The organism is Pseudoalteromonas sp. Isolate6, assembly GCF_022398435.1.
Lineage (GTDB): Bacteria > Pseudomonadota > Gammaproteobacteria > Enterobacterales > Alteromonadaceae > Pseudoalteromonas > Pseudoalteromonas galatheae.
Genome location: NZ_JAKEVK010000044.1, coordinates 1 through 22,657 on the forward strand (window position 1 = coordinate 1; position 22,657 = coordinate 22,657).

23 protein-coding genes and 1 pseudogene are annotated in these 22,657 nt (G+C 41.5%); 16 read left to right on the plus strand and 8 right to left on the minus strand.

Annotated elements, in window-relative coordinates:
- Nucleotides 1-163 precede the first annotated feature (163 nt).
- From L1D50_RS08765 to L1D50_RS08775, 3 genes are all read left to right on the plus strand, one after another.
- Entirely contained in the window at nucleotides 164-565 is a 402-nt protein-coding gene (locus L1D50_RS08765; protein WP_239965889.1) for a hypothetical protein, read from the plus strand.
- Between the two features lie 121 nt (nucleotides 566-686).
- Nucleotides 687-1,115, plus strand: coding sequence for a hypothetical protein (locus tag L1D50_RS08770; protein ID WP_102058329.1), 429 nt, complete (start codon nucleotides 687-689; stop codon nucleotides 1,113-1,115).
- A 149-nt stretch (nucleotides 1,116-1,264) separates the two neighbouring features.
- Entirely contained in the window at nucleotides 1,265-1,972 is a 708-nt protein-coding gene (locus tag L1D50_RS08775) for a hypothetical protein (RefSeq protein ID WP_239965890.1), read from the plus strand.
- Between the two features lie 570 nt (nucleotides 1,973-2,542).
- Here the strand turns inward: L1D50_RS08775 and L1D50_RS08780 are convergent.
- Nucleotides 2,543-3,514 carry a transposase gene (locus L1D50_RS08780; protein ID WP_239965891.1) on the minus strand — a complete coding sequence of 324 codons (972 nt, stop codon included), beginning with the start codon at nucleotides 3,512-3,514 and terminating at the stop codon, nucleotides 2,543-2,545.
- A 96-nt stretch (nucleotides 3,515-3,610) separates the two neighbouring features.
- Nucleotides 3,611-3,946: pseudogene (locus L1D50_RS08785) on the minus strand (transposase); the annotation flags it as partial.
- A gap of 168 nt (nucleotides 3,947-4,114) precedes the next feature.
- Between L1D50_RS08785 and L1D50_RS08790 the strand changes: the two are divergent.
- The 4 genes from L1D50_RS08790 (at nucleotide 4,115) to L1D50_RS08805 (ending at nucleotide 6,326) form a co-directional block, all read left to right on the plus strand.
- The gene (locus L1D50_RS08790; RefSeq protein WP_128728138.1) at nucleotides 4,115-4,558 is read left to right on the plus strand and encodes a hypothetical protein; all 444 of its coding nucleotides are present in this window, start codon (nucleotides 4,115-4,117) and stop codon (nucleotides 4,556-4,558) included.
- 209 nt (nucleotides 4,559-4,767) lie between these two features.
- On the plus strand, nucleotides 4,768-5,151 hold the full coding sequence (locus L1D50_RS08795; RefSeq protein WP_128728137.1) for a hypothetical protein: 384 nt from the start codon (nucleotides 4,768-4,770) through the stop codon (nucleotides 5,149-5,151).
- 131 nt (nucleotides 5,152-5,282) lie between these two features.
- Complete coding sequence (locus L1D50_RS08800) at nucleotides 5,283-5,708, plus strand: hypothetical protein (protein WP_239965892.1); 426 nt, start codon at nucleotides 5,283-5,285, stop codon at nucleotides 5,706-5,708.
- Nucleotides 5,709-5,939: 231 nt separating this feature from the next.
- Nucleotides 5,940-6,326, plus strand: a complete 387-nt coding sequence (locus L1D50_RS08805; protein WP_102057865.1) for a hypothetical protein — start codon at nucleotides 5,940-5,942, stop codon at nucleotides 6,324-6,326.
- A 441-nt stretch (nucleotides 6,327-6,767) separates the two neighbouring features.
- Here the strand turns inward: L1D50_RS08805 and L1D50_RS08810 are convergent, their stop codons facing one another.
- Nucleotides 6,768-8,105: a lysine 2,3-aminomutase gene (locus L1D50_RS08810; RefSeq protein WP_239965893.1), complete on the minus strand. Its 1,338-nt coding sequence runs from the start codon at nucleotides 8,103-8,105 to the stop codon at nucleotides 6,768-6,770.
- Nucleotides 8,106-8,293: 188 nt separating this feature from the next.
- Complete coding sequence (gene bioA, locus L1D50_RS08815) at nucleotides 8,294-9,583, minus strand: adenosylmethionine--8-amino-7-oxononanoate transaminase (protein WP_239965894.1); 1,290 nt, start codon at nucleotides 9,581-9,583, stop codon at nucleotides 8,294-8,296.
- A 148-nt stretch (nucleotides 9,584-9,731) separates the two neighbouring features.
- Here bioA and bioB point away from each other — a divergent pair, with 148 nt between their 5' ends.
- Genes bioB through bioD form a run of 4 tightly spaced genes read left to right on the plus strand, consistent with a single transcriptional unit; the run spans nucleotide 9,732 to nucleotide 13,389 of the window.
- Nucleotides 9,732-10,775 carry a biotin synthase BioB gene (bioB, locus tag L1D50_RS08820; RefSeq protein WP_010379433.1) on the plus strand — a complete coding sequence of 348 codons (1,044 nt, stop codon included), beginning with the start codon at nucleotides 9,732-9,734 and terminating at the stop codon, nucleotides 10,773-10,775.
- 3 nt (nucleotides 10,776-10,778) lie between these two features.
- The gene (locus L1D50_RS08825; protein ID WP_239965895.1) at nucleotides 10,779-11,921 is read left to right on the plus strand and encodes an 8-amino-7-oxononanoate synthase; all 1,143 of its coding nucleotides are present in this window, start codon (nucleotides 10,779-10,781) and stop codon (nucleotides 11,919-11,921) included.
- Nucleotides 11,918-12,697, plus strand: a complete 780-nt coding sequence (locus tag L1D50_RS08830; RefSeq protein WP_239965896.1) for a methyltransferase domain-containing protein — start codon at nucleotides 11,918-11,920, stop codon at nucleotides 12,695-12,697. The genes L1D50_RS08825 and L1D50_RS08830 overlap by 4 nt, the downstream gene beginning before the upstream one ends.
- The gene (gene bioD / locus L1D50_RS08835) at nucleotides 12,694-13,389 is read left to right on the plus strand and encodes a dethiobiotin synthase (RefSeq protein WP_128728130.1); all 696 of its coding nucleotides are present in this window, start codon (nucleotides 12,694-12,696) and stop codon (nucleotides 13,387-13,389) included. Before L1D50_RS08830 ends, bioD begins: the two co-directional genes overlap by 4 nt.
- Before the next feature lie 245 nt (nucleotides 13,390-13,634).
- Here bioD and L1D50_RS08840 read toward each other — a convergent pair whose 3' ends face one another.
- Nucleotides 13,635-15,140 carry a hemolysin gene (locus L1D50_RS08840; protein WP_239965897.1) on the minus strand — a complete coding sequence of 502 codons (1,506 nt, stop codon included), beginning with the start codon at nucleotides 15,138-15,140 and terminating at the stop codon, nucleotides 13,635-13,637.
- A 187-nt stretch (nucleotides 15,141-15,327) separates the two neighbouring features.
- Nucleotides 15,328-15,531 (minus strand): hypothetical protein, encoded by a 204-nt coding sequence (locus L1D50_RS08845; RefSeq protein WP_130164073.1) that lies wholly within the window; start codon nucleotides 15,529-15,531, stop codon nucleotides 15,328-15,330.
- Between the two features lie 115 nt (nucleotides 15,532-15,646).
- Here L1D50_RS08845 and L1D50_RS08850 point away from each other — a divergent pair, with 115 nt between their 5' ends.
- Nucleotides 15,647-16,126, plus strand: a complete 480-nt coding sequence (locus L1D50_RS08850) for a GNAT family N-acetyltransferase (RefSeq protein WP_239965898.1) — start codon at nucleotides 15,647-15,649, stop codon at nucleotides 16,124-16,126.
- A 44-nt stretch (nucleotides 16,127-16,170) separates the two neighbouring features.
- Here L1D50_RS08850 and htpX read toward each other — a convergent pair whose 3' ends face one another.
- Nucleotides 16,171-17,031, minus strand: a complete 861-nt coding sequence (gene htpX, locus L1D50_RS08855; RefSeq protein WP_010604776.1) for a protease HtpX — start codon at nucleotides 17,029-17,031, stop codon at nucleotides 16,171-16,173.
- 137 nt (nucleotides 17,032-17,168) lie between these two features.
- Nucleotides 17,169-17,702, minus strand: a complete 534-nt coding sequence (locus tag L1D50_RS08860) for a TetR/AcrR family transcriptional regulator (RefSeq protein WP_128728127.1) — start codon at nucleotides 17,700-17,702, stop codon at nucleotides 17,169-17,171.
- Nucleotides 17,703-17,831: 129 nt separating this feature from the next.
- Here L1D50_RS08860 and L1D50_RS08865 point away from each other — a divergent pair, with 129 nt between their 5' ends.
- The 4 genes from L1D50_RS08865 (at nucleotide 17,832) to L1D50_RS08880 (ending at nucleotide 22,643) form a co-directional block, all read left to right on the plus strand.
- Entirely contained in the window at nucleotides 17,832-18,038 is a 207-nt protein-coding gene (locus L1D50_RS08865; RefSeq protein WP_239965899.1) for a hypothetical protein, read from the plus strand.
- A gap of 132 nt (nucleotides 18,039-18,170) precedes the next feature.
- Entirely contained in the window at nucleotides 18,171-18,653 is a 483-nt protein-coding gene (purE, locus tag L1D50_RS08870; RefSeq protein ID WP_128728125.1) for a 5-(carboxyamino)imidazole ribonucleotide mutase, read from the plus strand.
- Nucleotide 18,654: 1 nt separating this feature from the next.
- Nucleotides 18,655-19,803 carry a 5-(carboxyamino)imidazole ribonucleotide synthase gene (locus L1D50_RS08875; RefSeq protein ID WP_239965900.1) on the plus strand — a complete coding sequence of 383 codons (1,149 nt, stop codon included), beginning with the start codon at nucleotides 18,655-18,657 and terminating at the stop codon, nucleotides 19,801-19,803.
- A gap of 356 nt (nucleotides 19,804-20,159) precedes the next feature.
- Entirely contained in the window at nucleotides 20,160-22,643 is a 2,484-nt protein-coding gene (locus L1D50_RS08880; protein ID WP_239965901.1) for a prolyl oligopeptidase family serine peptidase, read from the plus strand.
- The last annotated feature ends 14 nt before the right edge of the window (nucleotides 22,644-22,657 follow it).

Consider the following 22,657-nt stretch of genomic DNA (forward strand, 5'->3'; position numbering starts at 1 on the left):
AAATAATAGGTTTGGGAAACGCGCATGCGCATTTTTCCAGATGGTATATTTAGCAGAATGCTGATAAGTTCTTTGCATACTGATAGTTAACTGTGCGCGTTTTCACTGGCCCAACGAGGTAAACGCGCATGCGCACGAATAAAATGTTAGGTACTTCTTGAGCATGGACGAAAAATTTAGCCTCGAACAAATGAAAAAATCTTCATTTGAAAGTATGCAATCTTTGCTTCGAGATTTGAGAACAGAATTAGAGGCGAGAATCGAATTAGCGTTAACAAAAATCACGCATCCAAGTTTTGTTAAAAATTCTGGAGCAATAAATTCTGTTTACCTAAATGATAAATTACGCCGAGAGGCCTATTTGAATGAATGTGAAAGTATCGTTTCTGATTTAATTTCACTTGGCCATAAACTCTCACCTATAGATTTAGACTCAGACATCAACTTTGAAAACACTAGCGCCTCTTGGGCAGTTCTAAGTAATCAAGGTGAGGTTTGTGGCTTAGATCTTGAGTTCCTTCCAAAAGAGGTCAATGTACTCTGGGTAGTATCACCAAGTACCTAACAAGCGCTTCAAAAAGTGGACAAATAATGCTTGGCTTTGTTCGCTTCGCTCAATATTTTAGCCAAGCATTATTTGCCCATTAAGCGGGCGTTATATTTTACGGAGAGTCTGAGTCAATAAAATGTTTGGAGCAGTAATTAAATACCTATATAGCCAAACTAGACAAGAGTTACATTCCGCTTTAACTGTTCTTGTTTTTGCAGCAGCTTACGGAATTGGATTCTTATTCCTATGGCTAATATTCCCACTTTTTGGTTGGCAATTTAATGTTAACTTTGAACTAAGCGGTTATTTTATAGGTTGTATTGGTTCTGGAGAGTTGGCTCGTGGAATTGCTAAGTTAACATTGCCTATTAAACACTCAAAAGGTTCGCATGTAACGAATGCTATTGCAGGAGCTACTACAGTTGGCTTATTTTGGCTTTGTGTAACTTTGAAGTGGAATAATGAATTATGGACAGTACCAATTGCGTTCATTGTCGGTGGCTTTTTTTATATTTCTTTAGAGTTTGCGCAGCGGTTTGATAATTGGTGTAATAGTAAAATATAACAAACCTATAATGGTAAGGACGCAAAAAGCATGGCTGCGCTCGTACCTCGCTAATTATAGCCATGCATTTTGCGCCCCATATCGGGGCGTTATAGGGCATTCAGATCCAGCTACCTAATTTTTAGAATTTATGTCCACACAGAGGGATTATGGGAAGTCAAAACCAAATAAAATCTAAGTTGCTTGAAATGGAAGGCGGAAAATTTCAAAGACTCTGTGATGATTGGCTGTATCGAAAGGGGTATGAAAATATAAACCCAATCGGAATGATGGATATTACCGATAGAGTGGTTAAAGGAACACCCGACTGTTTGGTGATGCAGGCAAATGGAAAATATATTTTTTCAGAGTATACAATTCAGCAGAATCGACTAGCGAACAAATTAAGGGACGACATTGAAAAGTGCTTTGACGAAAATAAAACGAGCATTCCAGTAGATAAAATCAGTGAAATAATCATATGCTATCTGGGTAAACTATCAACGGAAGAAATCAACCAACTCAGAACTCTTTGCTACGATAGAGGGGTGATGCTAACGCTTAATGGACTTGACTCAATTTCATTAAGTATTAAAAATTCCTATCCCGTCTTGTCGGAAACTTATTTAGATTTACCTTTAGATACCGGTCAATTATTGAACGTTGACGATTTTATCGAGAGGTACGGTAGGAGTAACTTTACAACGTCTATAGACAATGAATTGCTGTTCTGTGACGAGTTGTTGAGCAATGCGGTTCGAACACTTGAGTCCTCAAATTTCTTGCTTGTATCAGGTGCAGCTGGATTAGGAAAAACATTATTTTCAGTCACTTTGGCAAAACTGCGCGGAAAAACAAGTGACACCCATCACAATTAGTATCCAAACTAAGCTAGTGAAGTAAAAAAGCATGTAAAACCCCACTTACTGGGTACAAAAGCGTTTTTCGGAGTAGTATAATTGAAGACACCCACCGTTATTTGTATCTGAGCTGGCAAAGTGAGATTAAAACGTGCGGAAACACTTAAAGAATATGGACAAAAAGCGTTCTTAGATAGGGTGACCTTTGGCGGGTATGCGTATCGCTACATCAAAACTGAGTTATTGCGCACGACAAAGCGCTGTAAATACAACAGTTATAGATTTCCGAGTTGATAGCGCTCGTTTTATTAAGCCAACAAACTCTCGCAATTTGTTAGATTTATCCGTCGTCTTTTTTGCAATGTTTCACAGTGCGAAACAAGTGACACCCATCACAATTAGCATCCAAACTAAGGTAGTGAAGTAAAAAAGTATGTAAACACCTCACTTACTGGGTACAAAAACGTTTTTAGATAGACCAATTTTTAGCGCCTAGGCATATCTCTACACTAAAACTGAGTTATCGCGCACAACAACGCGCTGCAAATACAGCAGTAAGAAATTCTAGAATTGAGAATGTGAGTTTTATTAAGCCAGCAAGCGCTCGCAGTTTGTTAGGTTTGTCCGTCGTCGTTTTTGCAATGTTTCACAGTAAGCGGTTATTTTTCGCTCTCGACCAACAGCACCGTGGAATACCCGAGAAAATTGCGTAGTAAGTTTTATCCAGTTCTCAGGCTCTATATTTAATCGAGTGAGTATGGGTTGAGACTCAAAGATATAACCGCGTTTATCGGCGCGCATGCACTGGCTAGTGAGTTCAACTAATTCGATATAGGGTTTGAGTTCAAAAGGCAGGCCTTTTGGCATATGTTTTCGTGGGCTGCCAGCAAAGCGTAATAGACTTTTTGGTTGTTTGCCCAGCTTTGCGTGGTCAATGCGCTTTTTGATGCTGGTGTAGTCTGAGGTTTCAGGCGTTGCGGTAATTTTGGCTCTAATGGGGTTTAGGTCTACGTAAGCGAGACAAGCAGCCAATGCAGCCTCGTCTAGTAGTGCTTGGGATTTGAATCGTCCTTCCCAAAACCGGCCTGTACAATTATCTTCTTTATTTGCTCGGCGGGCGATGTCTTCGTTGAGTACCCGCATAAACCAGCTAATATCTGCGAGCCTTTCTTTGTACTTATCAACTAGCTCATCGAATATCAACTGCTCCGACTCATTGAGTGGCTCACCTTCAATAAATTTTTGGCTTACCCAATTACCTTTAAACAGCTTGTGCCACCGTATCACAACTGCTTTATCCGACAGGCGCCTAGCCTTTTTATCATCAACATATAAAACAATGTGAGCGTGATTACTCATAACGGCATAAGCACAAATATCAATACAAAACACGGAGCCCAACATCAAGAGCTTTTCCTCAACCCAATCCCGGCGGTGTTCGTATGATTTGCCTGTAAGTTTATCTTCACCGCACAGAAAGGCGCGCCTTACGCAGCGGGAGATACAGTGGTAGTATTTGGTGTCGGTTAAACTGATTTGCTTTTTACGGGCAGTTGCCATAATTTGGTTTCCTCAATCCTTTGAATGTAGATTCAAAGTTTAGGCGGTATCTTAGGAAGGTGCAAATTAGTGGTGGGTGTCAGTGATTTGAGTGATTTCACCTTCAATAAATTTTTGGCTTACCCAATTACCTTTAAACAGCTTGTGCCATCGTATCACAACTGCTTTATCCGACAGGCGCTTAGCCTTTTTATCATCAACATATAAAACAATATGAGTGTGATTACTCATCACCGCATAAGCACAGACATCAATACAAAACACAGACCTCAACATCAATAGCTTTTCTTCAACCCAATCACGGCGGTGTTCATATGATTTACCAGTAAATTTATCTTCACCGCACAGAAACGCGCGCCTTACGCAACGGGAGATACAGTGATAGTATTTGGTGTCGGTTAAACTGATTTGTCTTTTACGGGCAGTAGCCATAGTTTAGTTTCCTCAATCCTTTGAGTGCAGAGTTAAAGCTTAGGCGGTATCTTAGGAAGGTGCAAATTAATAGTGGGTGTCAGTGATTTGTTGTGATAGTGGGTGTCAGTGATTTGTTTCAGGTGTCAGTGATTTGTTTCAGCGATTTGTTACTTTGTGAGGTCAAGTGTGAATAAGAAAGAGTGTAGGGAAAGCGGTATTTTATATGCCGTCTTCATTACCGTGTTGTTGTATTTCTTCTTTAAAATTACTTTAATTTTCTCAATGGTGTCAGATAGAGACTTCACTTGCCTAAGCTCTATTTGGAGTAACTCTGATACTGTAATAACACCTTTCTCTGCATTTTTTATTCTGGCGATATTTAGCTGTATTTGGTTTTTTTATTGTGGCATAAAGTACAAACAAAAAGCAGGAAAATCTGTATATTTACTATTAGTCGTCGGAACTATGTTCTATTACTTTTGGTTCAAAGGGTTTTACGGTTTATGGCACCTAATGAGCTACGAGCAAAAAGAAATTACATTACAAGAGTTTTTTGAAAAAACAGGTGGTACAGAAAGGTTAAAGTTGTATGGTAATGGGACTAGTCAAAATGTATTGTGTAAATTGTGATACAACAAAAAAGCAAATTAAAAGTACGGACAAAAAACAGTTGGCTTTGTTCGTATCTCACAAATTTTAGCCAATTATTTTAGCCGTTTATTTGCGGCGTTATATCTCATTGTTGAAAGGGGCTAAGCATGAAGTTTTGGATTTTGGCTGTAGTTGTTTTTGTTGCAACGAGATGTGCATGAATACCGACGTTCCAATCTAAGTACAACTTGACAGAGTATCAACCAAATAGAGTTATAGGCTTGGAAAGTGACAATATCTATCAAGTGAGAAAAGGTATGGTTACTTGGTTTTTTGGAGTTAAAAAAGGTAGCTATATCGCAAAATATCAAGACGAATCAGGTTATTATTTTGAAGGTTCAAACTATTCAGCCTGTATGGGAACGCAAGGTAAAACGGGAGAGTGTACCTCACGCTTGATGGGCGGAATATGGCAATCAAAAACCGACCCAACTGATTTTCGCATGTATTCCATCGATGGTTCGTCAGAGGAAGAGAGCTCTAGTGTTCAAGGATATGCTCTTACTTTAGGCAAGTATGTGATTGAAACTAAATCAGAAGAATTTTCAAAGAAAGTCGGTGGAAGTTTTTAAATTGAGATATAACAATCAAATTATGTCGCCCGTCAGGGTGGGCTGGGACGCAAATACACGGGCGGCTTCGCCATTCTCGCATCCACATCCCATATTTGGGCGTTAGATTTTCATTTAAATTAGGAGAAGTTGTGAGAAACACATATTCGTTTTTAGTTATTCTGTTGTCTATTTTCTCTTCGTTTACATTTGCTGACGAGTTTTATAGTGGCTGGGAGGGTAAATGTTTCGAGGATAAGTACGTGATTCAGCTTTACTTTGGGTGGAATGAAGAAGGATATGCGCAATATAAAAAGAAAATAAAATCGACTATAAAAGAATGTAAGCTGGGTGAAAAGGTGTACAAAATTTTACATAAACCAGCCGGTTATAGTGCGACTGGACGCTGCGGAGCTCATGATCCTGTGTTCTTACTTATAGAAGAGGACAATAAATTAATATTTGAAGATTTTGCTTGGGATTGCGATTGGTCTGCAGATAGTTATCTATCAAAAGTTGAAATTATAAAGGGCGTTAATAAGCCAATAGTAACTAGAGTAAAAGGTGATCCACGTTAATCTAACARGGCCAATCATTATAGCGCTCTACGCTAGAGGAAAATAAATAGAGGAAAATAAATAGAGGAAAATAAAGACACCCACGACTATTAATGAATTAAGTTGTACCCCATACAAACTAATTAAACAGTGGACGCAAAGCAGCAGGCTTGCGCTTATTCTTTGCTTAGTTTAGTCTGCTATTTCCCGCTGTTTATTAAGGCGTTATGCATGAACGGAGTGTCAGTAAATATGAAATGGATTATCTTCAGTTCGATCTTGATGATCGTTTCAGGTTGTGCTATTAATCAACCGAGAAGTATTGATCAAGAGCCTAGTATTAGCGAAGTGGTGACCATACAAAAGGAATTTCCACCACAAATTTGGTCTGACCATAAATTACTGGATATAAGTGAATCTAAATGCGCGAATAAAAGTATGGAAATATTGTCATCACTTGGATTCGTCGGGGTTGTCAAAAGCTCCCACGGGGAGTTTGTGTATGGGAATTATTCAAATAATAGAGCCGCTATAAAATGTACTCGGATAGAAGGTAAGACCTTTGTTTACGCAGTGGTTGCAGGCCCCAAGGTTGAGGTCGTTCAAAAGCTAAGAAATGAGATAATGTGGCAACTCTAAAAATGCATAACAAGCTGGTTAACGGCAACTAACTATGCGGCACAAGCGGCCTCATTACCAAAGTGCTAGCCCTTAGAATTTTTTATGCAAAATTTGTCTTGCACAGCCGGCGACCTAAAGCGTTTTTGTCCTAATACGAGTTGGTTGAGTGCCCGTTATCGCAATTGGGTTTAAGATATGAAGTTGCTGTTGAACGGCCAAGTTTGGCCCTTATGCGATAGTCTGATTTGATTAAGCCGTAGCAATCAAACTTGATAGGTATAATTAAGACTTATCCAAATTAATGCTTTTAACAGCCAGTTGTCCGCAAAACGCTCTGGCTAGATAAGGAAATAATTTACTGTGATTTTATAAGCAATGAGTTAGCCCAGCCCCTATCCATTAAATGCGCCAAATAAAATAAAAGCCAGCAATTTTCTGGCTTTTTTGATGTTTTTACATTTACATGGCGTCGTACTCGTCCTGCCAGAAGAATTTTTCTTCCCCAAATGCAGGTTTTAAGTCATCCAGCCAGTGGGCATTTTCGTCGAATTTGGCAAAGAACGGACGCTGCACCCAGTCTGGATTTCGTGCTTGAATAAAGCGCAGCACAAACACCTTTTCACCTGCGACTTCTGTCACGCCAGACACTTCAACTTTTCCAGGACCCGCACTCATTGAAGGGCCTCGAACTGTGCGGCTCACACCAGAGACTTGCTTGTAAGCTTCACGGAATGTTTCCCACGTTTTGTGTAACGGGATTTCAAAGTAACGCTTAGCGCCGGTATCACGCTCGATAAACATGTAGTAGGGGATCATGCCAAGCTGCGTTTGCTCTTTCCACATATTAGCCCACATATCAGCGTCTACATTTATATTATTTAGAAGTGGTGCTTGTGTTCTGATCTGGGCACCAGTTTTGCGGATAAGTTTAATCGCTTCACGTGTGACTTCAGTACGCAGTTCTTGTTTGTGGTTAACGTGTGCCATGATTGACACATGCTTTCCGGCATCAACCAGCTCTTTTAGTAAGGCTAACAACTCTTGTGCGTCCGGATCGGTGACGTATCTAAATGGCCAAAAAGTGAGAGATTTAGTGCCGATCCTGATGGTGCGAATATGGTCAAACCTTGGCTCTTTTAGTGCCTCAAGGTATTTACGCAATTTAACGGTGCGCATTACCATAGGATCGCCACCAGTCATCAATAGATCGGTCACTTCAGTGTGTTCGGCCAAGTAGTTGTGGAGCAGCTCGGCGTCGTTATTGTTAAATCGGGTAGCCTTGCCAACAAACTGCGCCCAGCGGAAGCAGAAAGTGCAATATGAGTGGCAGTATTGTCCTTGAGACGGGAAAAACAACACTGTTTCTTTATATTTGTGTTGGATCCCGTCTACGCGTTCACCTTCATACTCAGGAACATTTTTTTCCATTTGACCCGCAGGGTGCGGGTTTAACTTTTGACGAATTTTGGTTGCGAGGTTAAACACTTCTTCTGGGGTATGTTCGCGACTTAACAAGTCGGCCATTTGCTCGTAAGACTCATCGTCTAGCATGCCACGTTGTGGGAAAGTTAACTGAAAAACGGGGTCGTTAGGCACTTTATCCCAATCGATGAGCTCTTCAATCACAAAGTTATTAACGCGAAAAGGGAATACATTGGCGACGACTTTCATTTGAAAGCGAAGGTGTTCAGGTAGTTTATCCAATTGCTCAATCTTATCGATTTGACGGTGTTGGTAAACAGTAAAACGAGGGGGCTGATAAGCTTCAGCTGGCTGCAATTTGACGGTTTGCTGCATAGATAATATGTCTCTTTTCTCACTTGCTAATAATAAAAACGACCATGGTAACATGCCATTGATGTTATTTCAGGTACAAAGCGAGGAAAGTTCGAAATAACGCAATTTTGTTGAATATGCGCCATTGTTTTAGGTTGCATTGTCGAAATTAGGTCATAAAATAGACCTAATTCCAAATTTAAAGTGTTTTAGAAGTGTTCGCCTTCAATGGCAGCGTAAATCGCGTCAATAAGTGATTCAATGTCTTCATTTGAGGTGATATACGGCGGCATAATATAAATTAGCTTGCCAAAAGGTCTTATCCATACACCTTGTTGAATGAAGAATTTTTGGATTTTTGCAACATCAACAACCCTTTCTACCTCCACCACGCCAATCGCACCAAGGACTCTAACATCTGTGACTGCGCTTAGATTAAGACAGCGCTTGAGTGCATTAAGCGCGCTCGTGACTCGTTCAATATTGGCCAGTGTATCTTGGCGTTTTAAGATTGTGAGACTAGCTACAGCGGCGGCACATGCCAGCGGATTTCCCATAAAAGTTGGTCCGTGCATCAGCACTTTCGCTTCGCCTTGGCTAATACCCAAAGCCACTTCTTCTGTTGTCAAAGTGGCCGCGAGCGTCATGTTTCCGCCAGTAAGCGCTTTGCCTACACACATAATATCCGGTGAGATCGCTGCGTGTTCACAGGCAAACATTTTACCTGTACGGCCAAACCCAGTCGCAATTTCATCTAAAATTAGTAGCACCTCATACTTATCGCATAGCGCTCGAAGCGCCTTGAGATATTTTGGGTGGTAGAAGTTCATGCCGCCCGCATTTTGCACTATTGGTTCAATGATAAATGCCGCGACCTTTTCATGATTAGCAGCAAATGCGGTTTCTAACGTGCTAAGTTCATCTTGACTTTGGCTGCCGTAAAACTCACTTTTAGGAGCATCGACAAACACCTGCTCGGGTAAAAAACCTTGGTACATGGCATGCATCGAATTCACAGGATCGCAAACGCTCATCGCCGCAAATGTATCTCCGTGATAGCCTTTTTTGGCTGCCATTATTTGGGTCTTGTTCTTTTTGCCTTTACTCAACCAATATTGGATCGCCATTTTTATTGCAACTTCAACACTAACTGAGCCACCGTCGGCTAGGAATACTCGATTAAGTGGAGCAGGGGTCAGCTCTACGAGTAGTTTGCATAATTCCACGGCAGGCTGATGAGTTAGCCCCCCAAACATAACATGGCTCATCGTGTCTGCTTGATTTTTTATCGCCGTGATTATTTCTGGATGACCATAACCATGCACAGCACTCCACCAGGATGCCATACCGTCAATGAGAGTTTCGCCGGTTTCAAGCTCAATTTTGTTCTCGAATGTTCTTGCGGCCGGATAGACGGGCAGAGGGTCAATCATCGATGTATAGGGGTGCCATATATGCTTGCGATCAAATTCAATATCGATTGTTTTTTTATTATTCATTTGTAAACCTTGTGGGCACGTGTAACGTTGACAATACTAAGCTAAGAAGTAGACTAAGCCAATCACCGTCAGTTTGACTGCGCTAAATTTAATCACTAGAAAATACTCGTGTTGTAAATTTAGGCAAGAATAAAAAGAGAATGAAAATATGGAATTAGGCGCGCTAAGACACGATTGGACACATGAAGAAGTAAAAACACTGTTCACCATGCCTTTTAACGACTTACTTTTTTATGCAGCAAGTATTCACCGCAAAAACTTCAATCCCAATGAAGTTCAAATCTCCACTTTGCTGTCTATCAAAACGGGTGCCTGTCCTGAAGATTGCAAATACTGCCCACAGTCAGGTCATTACAAAACGGATCTTGAACGTGAGCGTTTGATGGAAGTGGAAAAGGTTGTAACGCAAGCTAAGTTGGCGAAAGAAAAGGGCGCGACACGTTTTTGTATGGGCGCCGCTTGGTCTGATCCAAAAGACAGAGATATGCCTTATATCGCCAAAATGGTGAAAGAAGTTAAAGAGCTAGGCCTCGAAACCTGTATGACTTTGGGTAAATTGGATAATCAAAAAGCGCACACGCTAAGAGAAGCGGGCCTCGATTATTACAACCATAATTTAGACACCTCACCTGAATACTACGAGCAAATTATCACGACAAGGACTTATCAAGACAGACTTGATACCCTTGATCACGTCAGAGATGCAGGAATGAAAGTGTGCTCTGGTGGTATTGTAGGAATGGGAGAGCAAGCATCTGATCGTTATGGCTTGCTGATCCAATTAGCAAACCTGCCAAAACAACCAGAAAGTGTACCGATTAATATGCTTGTTAAAGTTAAAGGTACGCCGCTTGAAAATGTTGATGACCTCGATCACTTTGAATTTATCCGTACTATCGCGGTTGCGCGTATCATGATGCCACACAGTTACGTGCGTTTATCAGCAGGTAGAACGGCGATGAATGAACAGATGCAGTCTATGTGTTTCTTCGCTGGTGCTAACTCAATTTTCTATGGTGATAAGCTATTAACCACGGAAAACCCAGAAGCAGACGCCGATATGAATCTCATCAGAAAACTTGGGATGAACCCTGAAAAACGTGAAGATTATTCGGATGAAGCCTATGAGGCATCGTTAAGCTCTGCAATTGCAGATAAAGCGACATCAGAGCTATTTTACGAAGCCAACTAATCAATGTCGTTTGAGTATATTCAATCTGCCTTAGCAGCCCGTCACGCTGAAGGGTTGCTAAGAAAGCGCATTGTGGTTGAAAAGGCGTCTGCAAGTAGAATAAAAGTTGCCGATCAGCAATATATTAACTTTGCTAGTAATGATTACCTAGGGCTTGCAGACTCGTTGGAGTTTAACACGCTCGCATGCACTGAAGCCGGAAGCCGAAGTTCAGCGCTTGTTACGGGTTATCTTGATATTCATCGCCAGCTAGAAGATAAGCTTTGTAGCGTTTTGGGTTATGATGCAGCGCTGTTATTTCCAAGCGGTTTTGCTGCTAATACCAGTGTGTTAAAGGCATTGTTCACGCCCCAAGAAAAGCAATTAAGCGCTGCGGTGTTCCAAGATAAGCTCAACCACGCCAGCCTGTTAGACGGTGGTTTAGCAGGCAGTGCTAAGTTTGTTCGCTTTAATCATAATGATTTGACGCACTTAAGGTCTCGATTAGAAAAAACCAAAGCCGACAGTAAACTCATCGTGACTGAAGGGGTGTTTTCTATGGATGGAGACCAAGCGCCAGTATCTGAAATCAGTGTGCTGGCTAAGTCTCATTCTGCGTGGTTGATGGTCGACGATGCTCATGCGTTTGGTGTTGTTGGAGCACAAGGCCTTGGCACAATTGAAAGCGGCATTAAACCTGAAATTTTGGTGATCACCTTTGGCAAAGCGATGGGCTGCCAAGGAGCTGCGGTATTAGCGAGTCATGATGTGATAAATTACATGACGCAATTTAATCGTGAGTTTATCTATACAACGGCGTTGTCGCCTATTATGGCAAGCGTTGCATTATGCCAATTGAATAAGTTGCTTGCTGCATCTGAAGCGAGACACAAATTACAAGTAAACATCGACTATTTTAAGTCGTTAGTTGCACAAACTAACTTGTCTCCCATTCCTAGTGATACGGCCATACAGCCTCTGGTGTATGGTAGCAGCGAAAATGTATTAGCGGCGCAACATAAGCTAAAGGAAAAGGGGCTTTGGGTTGGCGCTATTAGGCCACCAACTGTGCCGCAAAATACCGCACGATTGCGAATAACAATAACGTCACAGCACAGTCACGAAGATATAGACAAATTGGTTTCGGCCTTAGTGGAGGGAGCATGAGCAAAGCACAAAAGACGCAAACAGCGAAGTGCTTTTCAAAAGCCGCGCAATCATACTCTCAACACGCTAACGTGCAAAAACAGGCCGCAGATATACTTTTTTCACGTTTAACACAGCAAAATAGCGAGCTTGGTGCTGTGCGTATGTTTCCTCGGTTGCTCGATTTAGGATGCGGGCCACATGAAAACTTTCATAGATTAAACGCTTTCACGAATCATTATGTTGGAGCGGATCTTAGCTTGGCTATGTTAGCAAGCGCTGAAAATACGACAAATAGTGTTTGCTGTGATATGGATAAACTCGCTATTCAGTCAAATTGTATCGACTTAGTCTTTAGTAATTTTGCAATTCAGTGGTCTAATTCCCCGCAAGCGTTGTTTGCGCAATTGTGTGAAGTGCTAAAAAAAGAAGGGCGAGTGTTGCTAAGCTCCGTGCTAGACGGCTCTTTAAACGAAATTGATAGCGCATGGCGAGCCATCGATCAGTGTGGCCATATTAATTCATTTTATTCGCTGTCTGCACTTAAATCTTTTGCGCTACAGGCCGGGTTTGCTGTGACTTGGGCGGATGAAGCGTTATTGATTGATACTTATGACGCGCCGTTAAAGGCGTTACGCTCGGTAAAAAATATCGGTGCCAACGATGTAAAAACCGCTTCTCGTCGACAAGGTTTGTTAGGCAAATCAGCCTACGCTCAGCTGCTGAGCAGCTACCCTGAGAGTGAAACTGGTTTTGATGTAAGTTATCAAGTCGGATTTTTGGAGTTAAGGAAATGAATCAAGCATATTTTGTAACTGGGACCGACACTGAGGTAGGTAAAACCTATATTTCTACTTTATTACTAAAACTGTTGGCCAAGCACGGTAAAAAAGCTTTTGGCTTTAAGCCGATTGCAGCAGATGCTGAAGAGGCATTTGGTGAACTAGTGAATGTGGATGCTATCAGTTTAATGGAAGCTGCGACGGTTCACGGTACTTACGAGCAAGTTAACCCATTTTGTTTTGCACCACCAATTGCCCCGCATATTGCAGCCAAGCAGGTAAATGTTGACATCACAGTCGATAAGCTACACGAGTGCTTTAGTGAAATTCAGCAACTGGGCGCAGAGTATATATTATGTGAAGGTGCAGGTGGCTGGGCATTGCCCATTAACGACAATGAATATCTGTATGATTGGGTCGTCAGAGCACAACTTCCCGTAATTTTAGTGGTTGGCATGAAGCTAGGCTGTTTGAATCACGCATTCTTAACGGCAGAATCTATCAAGCAAAAAGGACTGAATTTGGTTGGGTGGGTAGCAAATCAGATTGACCCTGAAATGTCTGTATTTGAAGAAAACCTTGAAAGTTTAAAGCTTCGCCTAGACTGTCCGCTGCTTGCAACAGCGCCTTACAGTGAGGGCACACCAAAGCTACAGCTTCGTTCAGCGTTACTAGAGTTGTTTGAGCTAAAATCAGGCACCAGTTAATACTAAATAACCTGAGCCGCGGATAATTAATGCCTTTCTAGCAGTCAGTTTTAGCACTAACTGCGTTGAATTCACTTCCAATAGCCAGCTATTGGTGCGTAAATTCGCCAAGTTATCCTCAAAACTCTCTGGCTAGATAAGAAGATAGTTTAAGGTGATTAAAAAACAGTGAGTGAGCTCACTCCTTATCCAAACCTCAGGTTAAATAAAGCGGCTTCTAAAAGTAGTAAGCCGCTTTGAGTCTGTTAGTTACAACCTTTTTGAATGATTTGTGTTGTCACACTGACCTCAAAGTCATTGTAATCGTTATCGTTTTGATCTTCCCAACGTTGGCTAGTACCTGAAACTTGGTACTTGGTTGATAGAGTATTACTGTTACCATCAATAGCTAGCACATAGGTAAAGGATTGTCCTTCAAGGATGTCATAGCTGCCGGCACTGCCGTATTCATCGAGCAATTTAATATATTGGCCATTTACTTTGACACCCCAGTCATTATTGAATAGCGAGTCTTCTCTGACGAACGCGTAATTGATCCGCGTGTAGTTGTCAGGTACGCATGCGGTTTCATTGTCGAGTATGTTTCCTGACAGGGTTTCATTGCCAGAGGTATTGCTCACGCCAGTTACGCTCAAAGAGAGCTCCCGATCGCCAGTGTATTCAGTATCGTCTATTGTTGCTATTTGAATGGTAGTAGTTGTGCTGCCCGCAGGTATTATCAATGAAGTAGGTGGTGCTACGTAGTCACTTGATTGCGTTGTCACATCATTGACTGCCACCGAAAAGCTGACATCCTGCTCGAAGGCTTTACTTAAGGTAATTTGATAGCTAAGGGTACTTCCCTCATAAACCGCGTTTTCTATACTCGTTAACGTAAAAGACGGTGGAGAAGGAGGTGTAGGTGTACCGCCACAACCAGAAACGGTATAACATGTGCTACTGCCATTTGGGTAATATGCAAGGTCATTTACTCGTATTGGTAATGTATTGATATAACAGGTGCTTCCCGTATCGGGGTTTAATTTATAAATCGCGCTTTTGTTGGTGTGTCCAGCGTCATTAATAATAACGCGACTGATAATAAGCTCTCCATTGCTATTAAGGCTTGCTCCTGTAACAGAAGTTAGGTCGTGATCAGATAATTTTGTCACAGAAAAGTCGTTGGTATTAACTTGGTAAACAGCTGCACTGGTGACTAAGATTAAGCGACCATTGTAAAACTCAAGATCGCCGCGATATTTCCCTGCTAGTGAGGGGAGATCCGAGAGCTTAGTCGCGTCGCCTGTGTTTTTATCTATGCTGTAAATAGAATCGTAACTCGTTCCAATGAGCCTATCGTTTGTGCTGTCATATGCCAATCCCACCAAATAAGCCGTTCTACCGACTATGGTATGAGAGGTTCCATCAAAATATGCCAATTGAACATATCGATGTTTTTTACCTTCAATGGGAATATCTGCATCAGCTGGTAAATTGAGGCTACTGGTATCAACCTTATAATCGATAGGCCTTGGTGCGGATGCATAGTACCAACGCGCACTGCCAGTATCATAGGCGAGTGCAGCTGAACTAAAAGCGGCTAAGCTATTGGCGCTGGCTTGTCCTGCACCTTCATCTAGGCCAAACAAAATACCAATATCGCCGCGGCCAGCGTTAATACCAAAAACCTGACCTGGGCAACTATCTGCATAAGTATATGTGGAAAGTAATGTTGAGATTAAACCAAGTGTTGTGAGTGATGCTTTTAACATAGCAGGAACCCTAAAAAGTTTACGTCCTGTAACTTAAAACAACACAAAGCAATGTCTTCGCAATTAAGTCCAACCTAATGCGATGACTTAATCCTTTAAGGCGGGCGCTTCCATTATTGACTTTGCAATCTAACGCTATAATTGATCATAATTTACACTTTTACAACAGTTAAATAGTCAAAAAGTACTAATTGTTTGATTCTTGCCTATTTTTGAAGTTTGGTAATAATGACTCAACGATTTCTTTTGCTGAGATGGTATAGCGCACGCCAGAGAACATCACTGATGCATTTTCATCGATCCCTGTAATGCCCGTTAAAGTCCAGCCTTCACCTCTTTGTGGGCAATAAACCTTTGTCGTTGGGGGGATAACGGTGAACTCTTGACTCATATTTATTCTCCAAAAATACTAATTTATAAAGCAATGCATGCGATCATAATATTGAAAGGTGTATTTGCTGCAATAAGTGCTACTATGGCGGCAGACACATAGACCTGAGCATTTTATGGAATTTGAAACACCAAGGCTAGTCATCAGGCCTATAAGGCACAAAGATAATCCACAGTTATTAACGCTACTTAATTTACCGCAGGTAAAAGCGTATAACGATTACGGAGATAATCTCACTGAAGTAGATCTTAAATGCATGATCCAAATGGATATTGAGCGTCAATATGAAGGTAGGGGTGGACGTTTTTGCCTTGTGTGTAAAAGCACTAAAGCGGTGATTGGTTGTATTGGTTTCTATCATGAAGGCGGTGATATTGAGGGCCTACGTATTGGATATGAATTAATGCCTGATTATTGGGGTAAAGGCGTAATGTTTGAGGCATTATGTTGTCTATTTGCAAACAAAAGCCAAATTGAATTTGAGCTCAAATTGATTTTGGCGCATGTATCTGCCGATAATAAACGTTCATTAAATCTACTCAAGCGTTTAGGTTTTAGCGCTGTTGGAAGTAATCTGTATAAAATTGAGGTATAAAAAAGGGCAACTTAATCGCTGCCCTAGTACGAATGTGAAAAGAGCTACGAAAGTGCTCTAATTCTTTCATCTAGTGGCGGGTGAGAAGCAAAGAAGTCTGCAATAGACTTACCTGAAGCAATACCAAAAGCCATCATTGAGCCTTCTAATTGCGATTCATGGTTGTGCTTCAAACGCTCTAGTGCTGAACGCATCTTTTGCGCACCGACTAAATCCGCAGCACCTTTATCCGCTGCGAATTCTCGTTTACGACTAAAGTAAGCGACAACAACAGAAGCCAAAATACCAAAGAGGATCTGGAATATCATATCAAAGATAAAATATGTCCAGCTTCCACCTGATTCTTCTTCATCGCCATTCAAGAAGTTATCAACAATACCGGCCAATACTTTCGCGAAGAATATGACAAAGGTATTTACAACACCTTGTATCAAGGTAAGTGTAACCATGTCACCATTCGCAACATGCGACACTTCATGCGCCAAGACCGCTTCCGCTTGGTCTTGATTCATGTTGTGGAGTAGGCCAGTACTTACAGCAACTAAGCTGTTATTTTTACTCGGTCCGGTTGCAAAAGCATTCATTTCAGGGCTGTCATAAATCGCAACTTCTGGCATTGCAATTCCTGCTTTTTTAGCTTGTTCTGCGACAGTAGAAACTAACCAATGTTCAGTTTCGTTTCGTGGTTGCTCAATAACATGGGCACCTGTAGATTTCTTTGCTATCCACTTAGACATGTAAAGAGATATAAAAGAACCACCGAATCCAAATACGGCAGCAATGACCATTATGCCTGTATAGCTTCGGCTAGAAATACCAAATACAGACATTAAGATAGATAACACGATCCCTAACACAAGCATCACTGCTAAGTTAGTGATAAGGAATAAGATGACGCGTTTCATTTTGACCTCGTTAGACAAAAATAAGGAACTAAGTAACTTTTCCCAAGCACTTGCTTATTACACTAGTCCTACATGCTTTATATGGTCAGAAGCTCAAAAGCACAAGTAAATTCGTATGAATATTTTATAAGAACACATCATACAGATGGTTGGCTAACCAATTTCAATTTCTGTGATAACGAATGCAACATTTGGTCAACAGAGCTACGTTCATTGCTTAACCCTTCTAATAAGGTCATAAAGTAGCAATCCATCATAACGGTTGCTTTCAATTCATTGTATTCCTGCTCACTGAATAACAAATGTTTAAACAAATTAAGTTGTTCAGTAAAGAACTCGCCATGCCAAATAATCCCACAAAGCAGCTCTTTACTGAAATCTCTATTGCTAAGATAAAAAGCAAATAAATACTTTGCATAGTGGTGTAATTTTAAGCTGGCACTATGCTGCTTATCTGATGTTTTCGCTTCATTAATTAGCTCATCTATTTGATTATGCATTGCGACTTTGAGCATATCGAGCTTAGTGGGAAAGTGAGAGAAAACTGTTCCTGTCGCTACATTTGCAGCTTGGGCAATTTGCCGAGTGGTCGTGTTTTCAAACCCATTGTCTTGAAAAAGTTGCCAACTAACGCGGAGAATTTTATTGTACGTAATTTCTCTTTTTTTCATATGGTTACCTTTCTATCTGCGCCAGGATTGTAGCACAATTTCAGATCATTTAAGAGATAAAGTTTGCAAATAATGAGCGCGCTCATTATTATAATTGAGCGTGCTCATTAAATTTCAATAGGAGTTGTTATGCAATATTTGAGCTTATTCATCGGATACATTCTGTTCGTCCCTTTTATCTTCTTTTACAGCTATATTCTTGGCCCAGCTTTAAAAATGGTGCTGATCCCAGGAGGTCTGGCGGTGTTATGCTTAATTATGGGTCCTAAAACGTTTTTCTCTCACTTTAAGCGTGCGAAAGCATCAAGTATTGAAGAATTGGTGGTGTCTAAATAACTCAGGGTGCCATCGCGTGATAATTGCAATAAGTTGATTCTTCGCATTAAAGACGAACTCAGGTATAATGCCCGCAGCTAAGGTGTGAAGGACCTTAGCCCTGTATCGTTCAAAATTAGTCGAGGAATTATTATGACCGTTGGCATCATTATGGGCTCAAAATCAGACTGGCCTACAATGCAACATGCAGCTGAAATGTTAGATAGATTTGGTATTGATTATGAAACTAAAGTGGTTTCAGCTCACCGTACTCCACAGCTTTTAGCGGATTATGCTTCGACAGCAGCAGAACGTGGGATCAAAGTTATCATTGCCGGTGCTGGCGGTGCAGCACACCTACCGGGTATGGCGGCAGCATTCACAAGTCTGCCTGTACTTGGCGTTCCAGTAAAATCAAAAACGCTAAATGGCGTGGACTCATTACTGTCAATTTGCCAAATGCCTAAAGGTGTTGCGGTAGGTACTTTAGCAATTGGCGACGCTGGTGCTGCAAACGCAGGTTTGCTAGCAGCTCAAATTTTAGGTTGTCAGCAGCCAGAAATTTTTGCAAAAGTAGAAGCGTTCAGAAAAGAACAAACAGAAACTGTACTAGCTAATCCAGATCCTGCGAAATAACATGAATATTCTTGTTCTAGGGGCGGGACAATTAGCCCGTATGATGAGTCTATCGTCAACTCATCTTGATATAAAAGTGTTGGCTTATGATGTTGGCAGCCAAACGGTAATAAACCCCGTTACCTTTGCAACAACACCAGAGTCATTACAACAAGCCATTGACAAGGCTGATGCCATCACTGCCGAATTTGAACATATTCCACATGATGTTTTAGCGCTTTGCGAACAAAGCGGTAAATTCTATCCTGGCGCAGAAGCGATAGCCACTGGCGGTGACCGCGCGAAAGAAAAAGCGCTACTAGATAAAACATCTGTGCCTTGTGCTCCTTTTAAAATCATTACCGATAAAACGCATTTTCTCACAGCTATTGATGAGTTAGGCATGCCGTTGGTCGTTAAAACCTGTCAGGCAGGCTATGATGGGAAAGGGCAATGGCGAGTAAAATCAGAGTCTGAAATAGACAAAGCTTGGGCCGAAATGTCGGAGTTTTTGCAAGCAGGCACTGAAGCACAACCACACTCCATCGTTGCTGAAAAAATGATACCGTTTGATCGTGAGGTATCAATTATTGGTGTGCGCGCTAAAAATGGTGAATGTAAAATTTATCCGCTGACTGAAAACCAGCACACCAATGGTGTACTGACTCTATCGATTGCTGGGAAAGAAAAAGCTAATATTCAAGCGCAAGCGGAAGACGCATTTGCAAAACTCGCGAATGCACTTGACTATGTTGGTGTACTTGCTATTGAGTTTTTCGATGTTGAAGGTCAATTATTGGTTAATGAAATAGCTCCTAGGGTACATAATTCAGGACATTGGTCTCAACAAGGCGCCCATGTGAGTCAATTTGAAAACCATATTCGTGCCGTTGCCGGTTTACCTATTGGCGATACAAGATTGCTTCGCCCAACCGCGATGATTAATGTTTTAGGGCAAAGTCACATTCCATCGCAAGTTCTTGCTGTTTCAGGGACAACCAGCCACTGGTATGGTAAAGATGCGAAACCGGGCAGAAAAATGGGGCATATCAACGTTTCAGCTGACTCACTTCATAAGTTAGGTGAAGCGCTAGCAGAGCTTGCTGAAATCTTGCCAGAAGCAGATTACCCTGGGGTCATGGAAACCGCTCAACAATTAATTTTGAATTAGTACTACTGTTTTTAGCGAAAAAGGTCCATTGTTAGCTAAAAACCTAAGCTTATGATAATTATTGAGTTAACTCATTATTTATAACAGAGCTCAGGTTGGATATAAAAAATTTAATTTTTTTACTGTTATTTTTGGAACTCTTTTCTGATAGTGCGGTCTACTATTGTGAGGCGCGGATAGGCCTCATTTCATACTCGTTGTCCATCAACGACTATGTGAGCGCAGAGAGTATTTGGCCAGCATCCCTATGCTGGCCTTTTTTTGTCCCACTCATCGTGCTTTTAATCTTAAATCTGTCGATATTCCGCTGGCTTTCTGCTTAAATTAAGCAAATTTAACTAATATAAGAAAGTCACATGTTGAAACTCTCTCTTATCTCGATGGCTGTCGCTTCAGGTTTATTCCTTTCTGGCTGTCAAACCACTGAAGTAAGCCCAAAACCACAACAAGTAGAAGCCAATTCACCAGTCCCACAAGTCGTTGCTACTCCCGTTGATTTCGGTGGTGAGCAGATCACCTTAAAACAAGCAATGGCGCATCCTGATTGGTTGGGAAGACAACCAGAAAGCGCGTACTGGGGAGCTGATAGCAAAACCGTTTTCTATAAGCGTAAGCAAGCTGGTTCAGAGTTAAGAGATCTATTTAAAGTCAGTAGCGCACAAACAAGCGAAGCAGTTTCACTGTCGGATTTGCACGCCGTTGGTGCTGCAAACGCGGTCTATAATAAAGAGCGGACACTACAATCTTATGAATTTAAAGGCAACATATTCGTTAAAAACCTGAAGTCTGGCGCTTTAACACAAGTTACTCATTCGTCGAACTATGAGTATGCACCGCAATTTTTAAGCGATAACCGATTAGCTTACCGTTCAGGCAATACGCTGTTTGCGTTTGATTTAGCCACTGGCTTAACGAAAGAACTGGTAAAGTTACATTTAGCGGATAAGCCTGAAGGGGTAAAAGAGCCAAGTGGATATATCGCTGAGCAGCAACATAAGCTTATTCAATTCGTCGCGCTAACGCACAAAAACAGCAAAGATCGAGAAGCGAGAAATCAAGAGATAGAAGCGAATAACGCAAGCATTCAAGATAACCAGTTTTATCTTGGTAAAGGAAAAACGCTTATCTCAGTTAGCCTTGCACCTACGGGTGACAAGTTAATCGCTGTGATCACGGACGATAAACCGAGTCGTTCCGACTCTGACATCATGCCTAACTACGTCAGTCAAAGCGGTGACATTGATCCGGTGAAAGCTCGTCGCCGCGTTGCAGACACTAAACCAATGAGTTCTGATGTGATTTTCATTGATTTAGTCAAATCAGAGCAAGTCACGCTAAGCTATGATACTTTGCCGGGCTTTGATGAAGATGTACTAGCCGAGGTGAAACGCGAAAATGCTAAGGCAAAAGGTGAATCATATAAGAGTGAAAAATCCCCACGTGATATCAATCTGATCGACACATGGGGCTGGAGTCAATCTGCTATTCAATGGAATAGTGACGGCTCTCAAGTCGCGGTGATGCTCGGTGCTTGGGATAATAAAGACAGGTGGTTAGCGACGGTTGATTTTGATAAACAACAATTCGTTTCTCAGCACCGCCTACACGATGATGCATGGATCAACTACACCTACAATGATTTTGGCTGGTTAAACAACCAAGACACTTTGTACTATCTTTCAGAGCAAACTGGATATAGTCAGCTTTATGTTAAGCCGCTTAACGGTAAAGCAAAAGCAATGACCGCAGGGAAGTTTGTGGTTTCTGAGCCAACCTTAACCCACGATAATCAATTTGTTTATTACAAAGCCAATAAAGATCACCCCGGTTTATACGAAATTTATCGCGTCAATTTGGCAAGCGGTGAAGACGAGCAGTTAACAGATTTAGATGGCCTGACTGATTACCAGCTAAGCCCAGATGAGCAAAAGCTGTTGTTAACTCACTCAAAAATCATGATGCCTCCAGAACTTTATGTGGCGGATGCAGCGCCAAAAGCAGCGGTGTCACGACTCACTAATACAGTCTCAGATGCGTTTTTAAATAAGAAGCTAATTGCACCTAAGATTGTCGCGGTTCCTTCAAGCCATCAAGGTGAGCCTGTCTACGCAAAAGTATATTACCCGGCAGATTATCAAGAAGGTGAAACGGGTAAAAATCGTAAGGCTGTGATCTTTAACCATGGTGCGGGCTATTTGCAGAACTCACATATGGGCTGGTCTAACTACTTTAGAGAGTTTATGTTCCATTCACTTCTTGCGAGCGAAGGTTATGTCGTCATGGATATGGACTATCGTGGCTCAAAAGGTTACGGGAGAGACTGGAGAACGGCAATCTATCGTCATATGGGTAAACCAGAAATCGAAGATTTGGCAGACGGTGTCGAGTGGATGGTAAACAATGCTAATGTTGACCGTGGTGCCGTAGGTACTTACGGTGGTTCATACGGCGGCTTTATGACATTTATGGCGCTATTTACTCAGCCTGATCTATTCCAAGCAGGCGCGGCGTTACGTCCAGTCACAGATTGGGCCTATTACAACGACCCGTACACATCAAATATCCTTAATCGCCCAGATGTAGACCCAATTGCATACAAACGCAGTTCGCCTATCTATCATGCTGAAGGTTTGAAAAACAAGCTTCTGATCAATGCACCTATGGTTGATGATAACGTGTTTTTCCAAGATGTTGTACGTTTGGTGCAACGCCTGATTGAGCTAGAAAAGGAAGACTTTGAAACGGCGATTTATCCAGTTGAACCCCATGGCTTTAGACAGCCATCAAGTTGGTTAGATGAATACCGTCGTATATACAAGTTGTTCAAAGAAAACTTGTAATCAAATGAGTGGAT

What these genes read in the sequence shown, in the direction of transcription:
- L1D50_RS08830 (WP_239965896.1), top strand. Translation starts at nt 11,918, where the DNA reads ATGAGCAAAGCACAAAAGACGCAAACAGCGAAGTGCTTTTCAAAAGCC.
- L1D50_RS08860 (WP_128728127.1), bottom strand. Translation starts at nt 17,702, where the DNA reads ATGAAAAAAAGAGAAATTACGTACAATAAAATTCTCCGCGTTAGTTGG.
- bioB (WP_010379433.1), top strand. Translation starts at nt 9,732, where the DNA reads ATGGAATTAGGCGCGCTAAGACACGATTGGACACATGAAGAAGTAAAA.
- L1D50_RS08770 (WP_102058329.1), top strand. Translation starts at nt 687, where the DNA reads ATGTTTGGAGCAGTAATTAAATACCTATATAGCCAAACTAGACAAGAG.
- htpX (WP_010604776.1), bottom strand. Translation starts at nt 17,031, where the DNA reads ATGAAACGCGTCATCTTATTCCTTATCACTAACTTAGCAGTGATGCTT.
- L1D50_RS08780 (WP_239965891.1), bottom strand. Translation starts at nt 3,514, where the DNA reads ATGGCAACTGCCCGTAAAAAGCAAATCAGTTTAACCGACACCAAATAC.
- bioD (WP_128728130.1), top strand. Translation starts at nt 12,694, where the DNA reads ATGAATCAAGCATATTTTGTAACTGGGACCGACACTGAGGTAGGTAAA.
- L1D50_RS08775 (WP_239965890.1), top strand. Translation starts at nt 1,265, where the DNA reads ATGGGAAGTCAAAACCAAATAAAATCTAAGTTGCTTGAAATGGAAGGC.
- L1D50_RS08865 (WP_239965899.1), top strand. Translation starts at nt 17,832, where the DNA reads ATGCAATATTTGAGCTTATTCATCGGATACATTCTGTTCGTCCCTTTT.
- L1D50_RS08810 (WP_239965893.1), bottom strand. Translation starts at nt 8,105, where the DNA reads ATGCAGCAAACCGTCAAATTGCAGCCAGCTGAAGCTTATCAGCCCCCT.
- L1D50_RS08825 (WP_239965895.1), top strand. Translation starts at nt 10,779, where the DNA reads ATGTCGTTTGAGTATATTCAATCTGCCTTAGCAGCCCGTCACGCTGAA.
- purE (WP_128728125.1), top strand. Translation starts at nt 18,171, where the DNA reads ATGACCGTTGGCATCATTATGGGCTCAAAATCAGACTGGCCTACAATG.
- bioA (WP_239965894.1), bottom strand. Translation starts at nt 9,583, where the DNA reads ATGAATAATAAAAAAACAATCGATATTGAATTTGATCGCAAGCATATA.
- L1D50_RS08805 (WP_102057865.1), top strand. Translation starts at nt 5,940, where the DNA reads ATGAAATGGATTATCTTCAGTTCGATCTTGATGATCGTTTCAGGTTGT.
- L1D50_RS08765 (WP_239965889.1), top strand. Translation starts at nt 164, where the DNA reads ATGGACGAAAAATTTAGCCTCGAACAAATGAAAAAATCTTCATTTGAA.
- L1D50_RS08845 (WP_130164073.1), bottom strand. Translation starts at nt 15,531, where the DNA reads ATGAGTCAAGAGTTCACCGTTATCCCCCCAACGACAAAGGTTTATTGC.
- L1D50_RS08880 (WP_239965901.1), top strand. Translation starts at nt 20,160, where the DNA reads ATGTTGAAACTCTCTCTTATCTCGATGGCTGTCGCTTCAGGTTTATTC.
- L1D50_RS08850 (WP_239965898.1), top strand. Translation starts at nt 15,647, where the DNA reads ATGGAATTTGAAACACCAAGGCTAGTCATCAGGCCTATAAGGCACAAA.
- L1D50_RS08840 (WP_239965897.1), bottom strand. Translation starts at nt 15,140, where the DNA reads ATGTTAAAAGCATCACTCACAACACTTGGTTTAATCTCAACATTACTT.
- L1D50_RS08875 (WP_239965900.1), top strand. Translation starts at nt 18,655, where the DNA reads ATGAATATTCTTGTTCTAGGGGCGGGACAATTAGCCCGTATGATGAGT.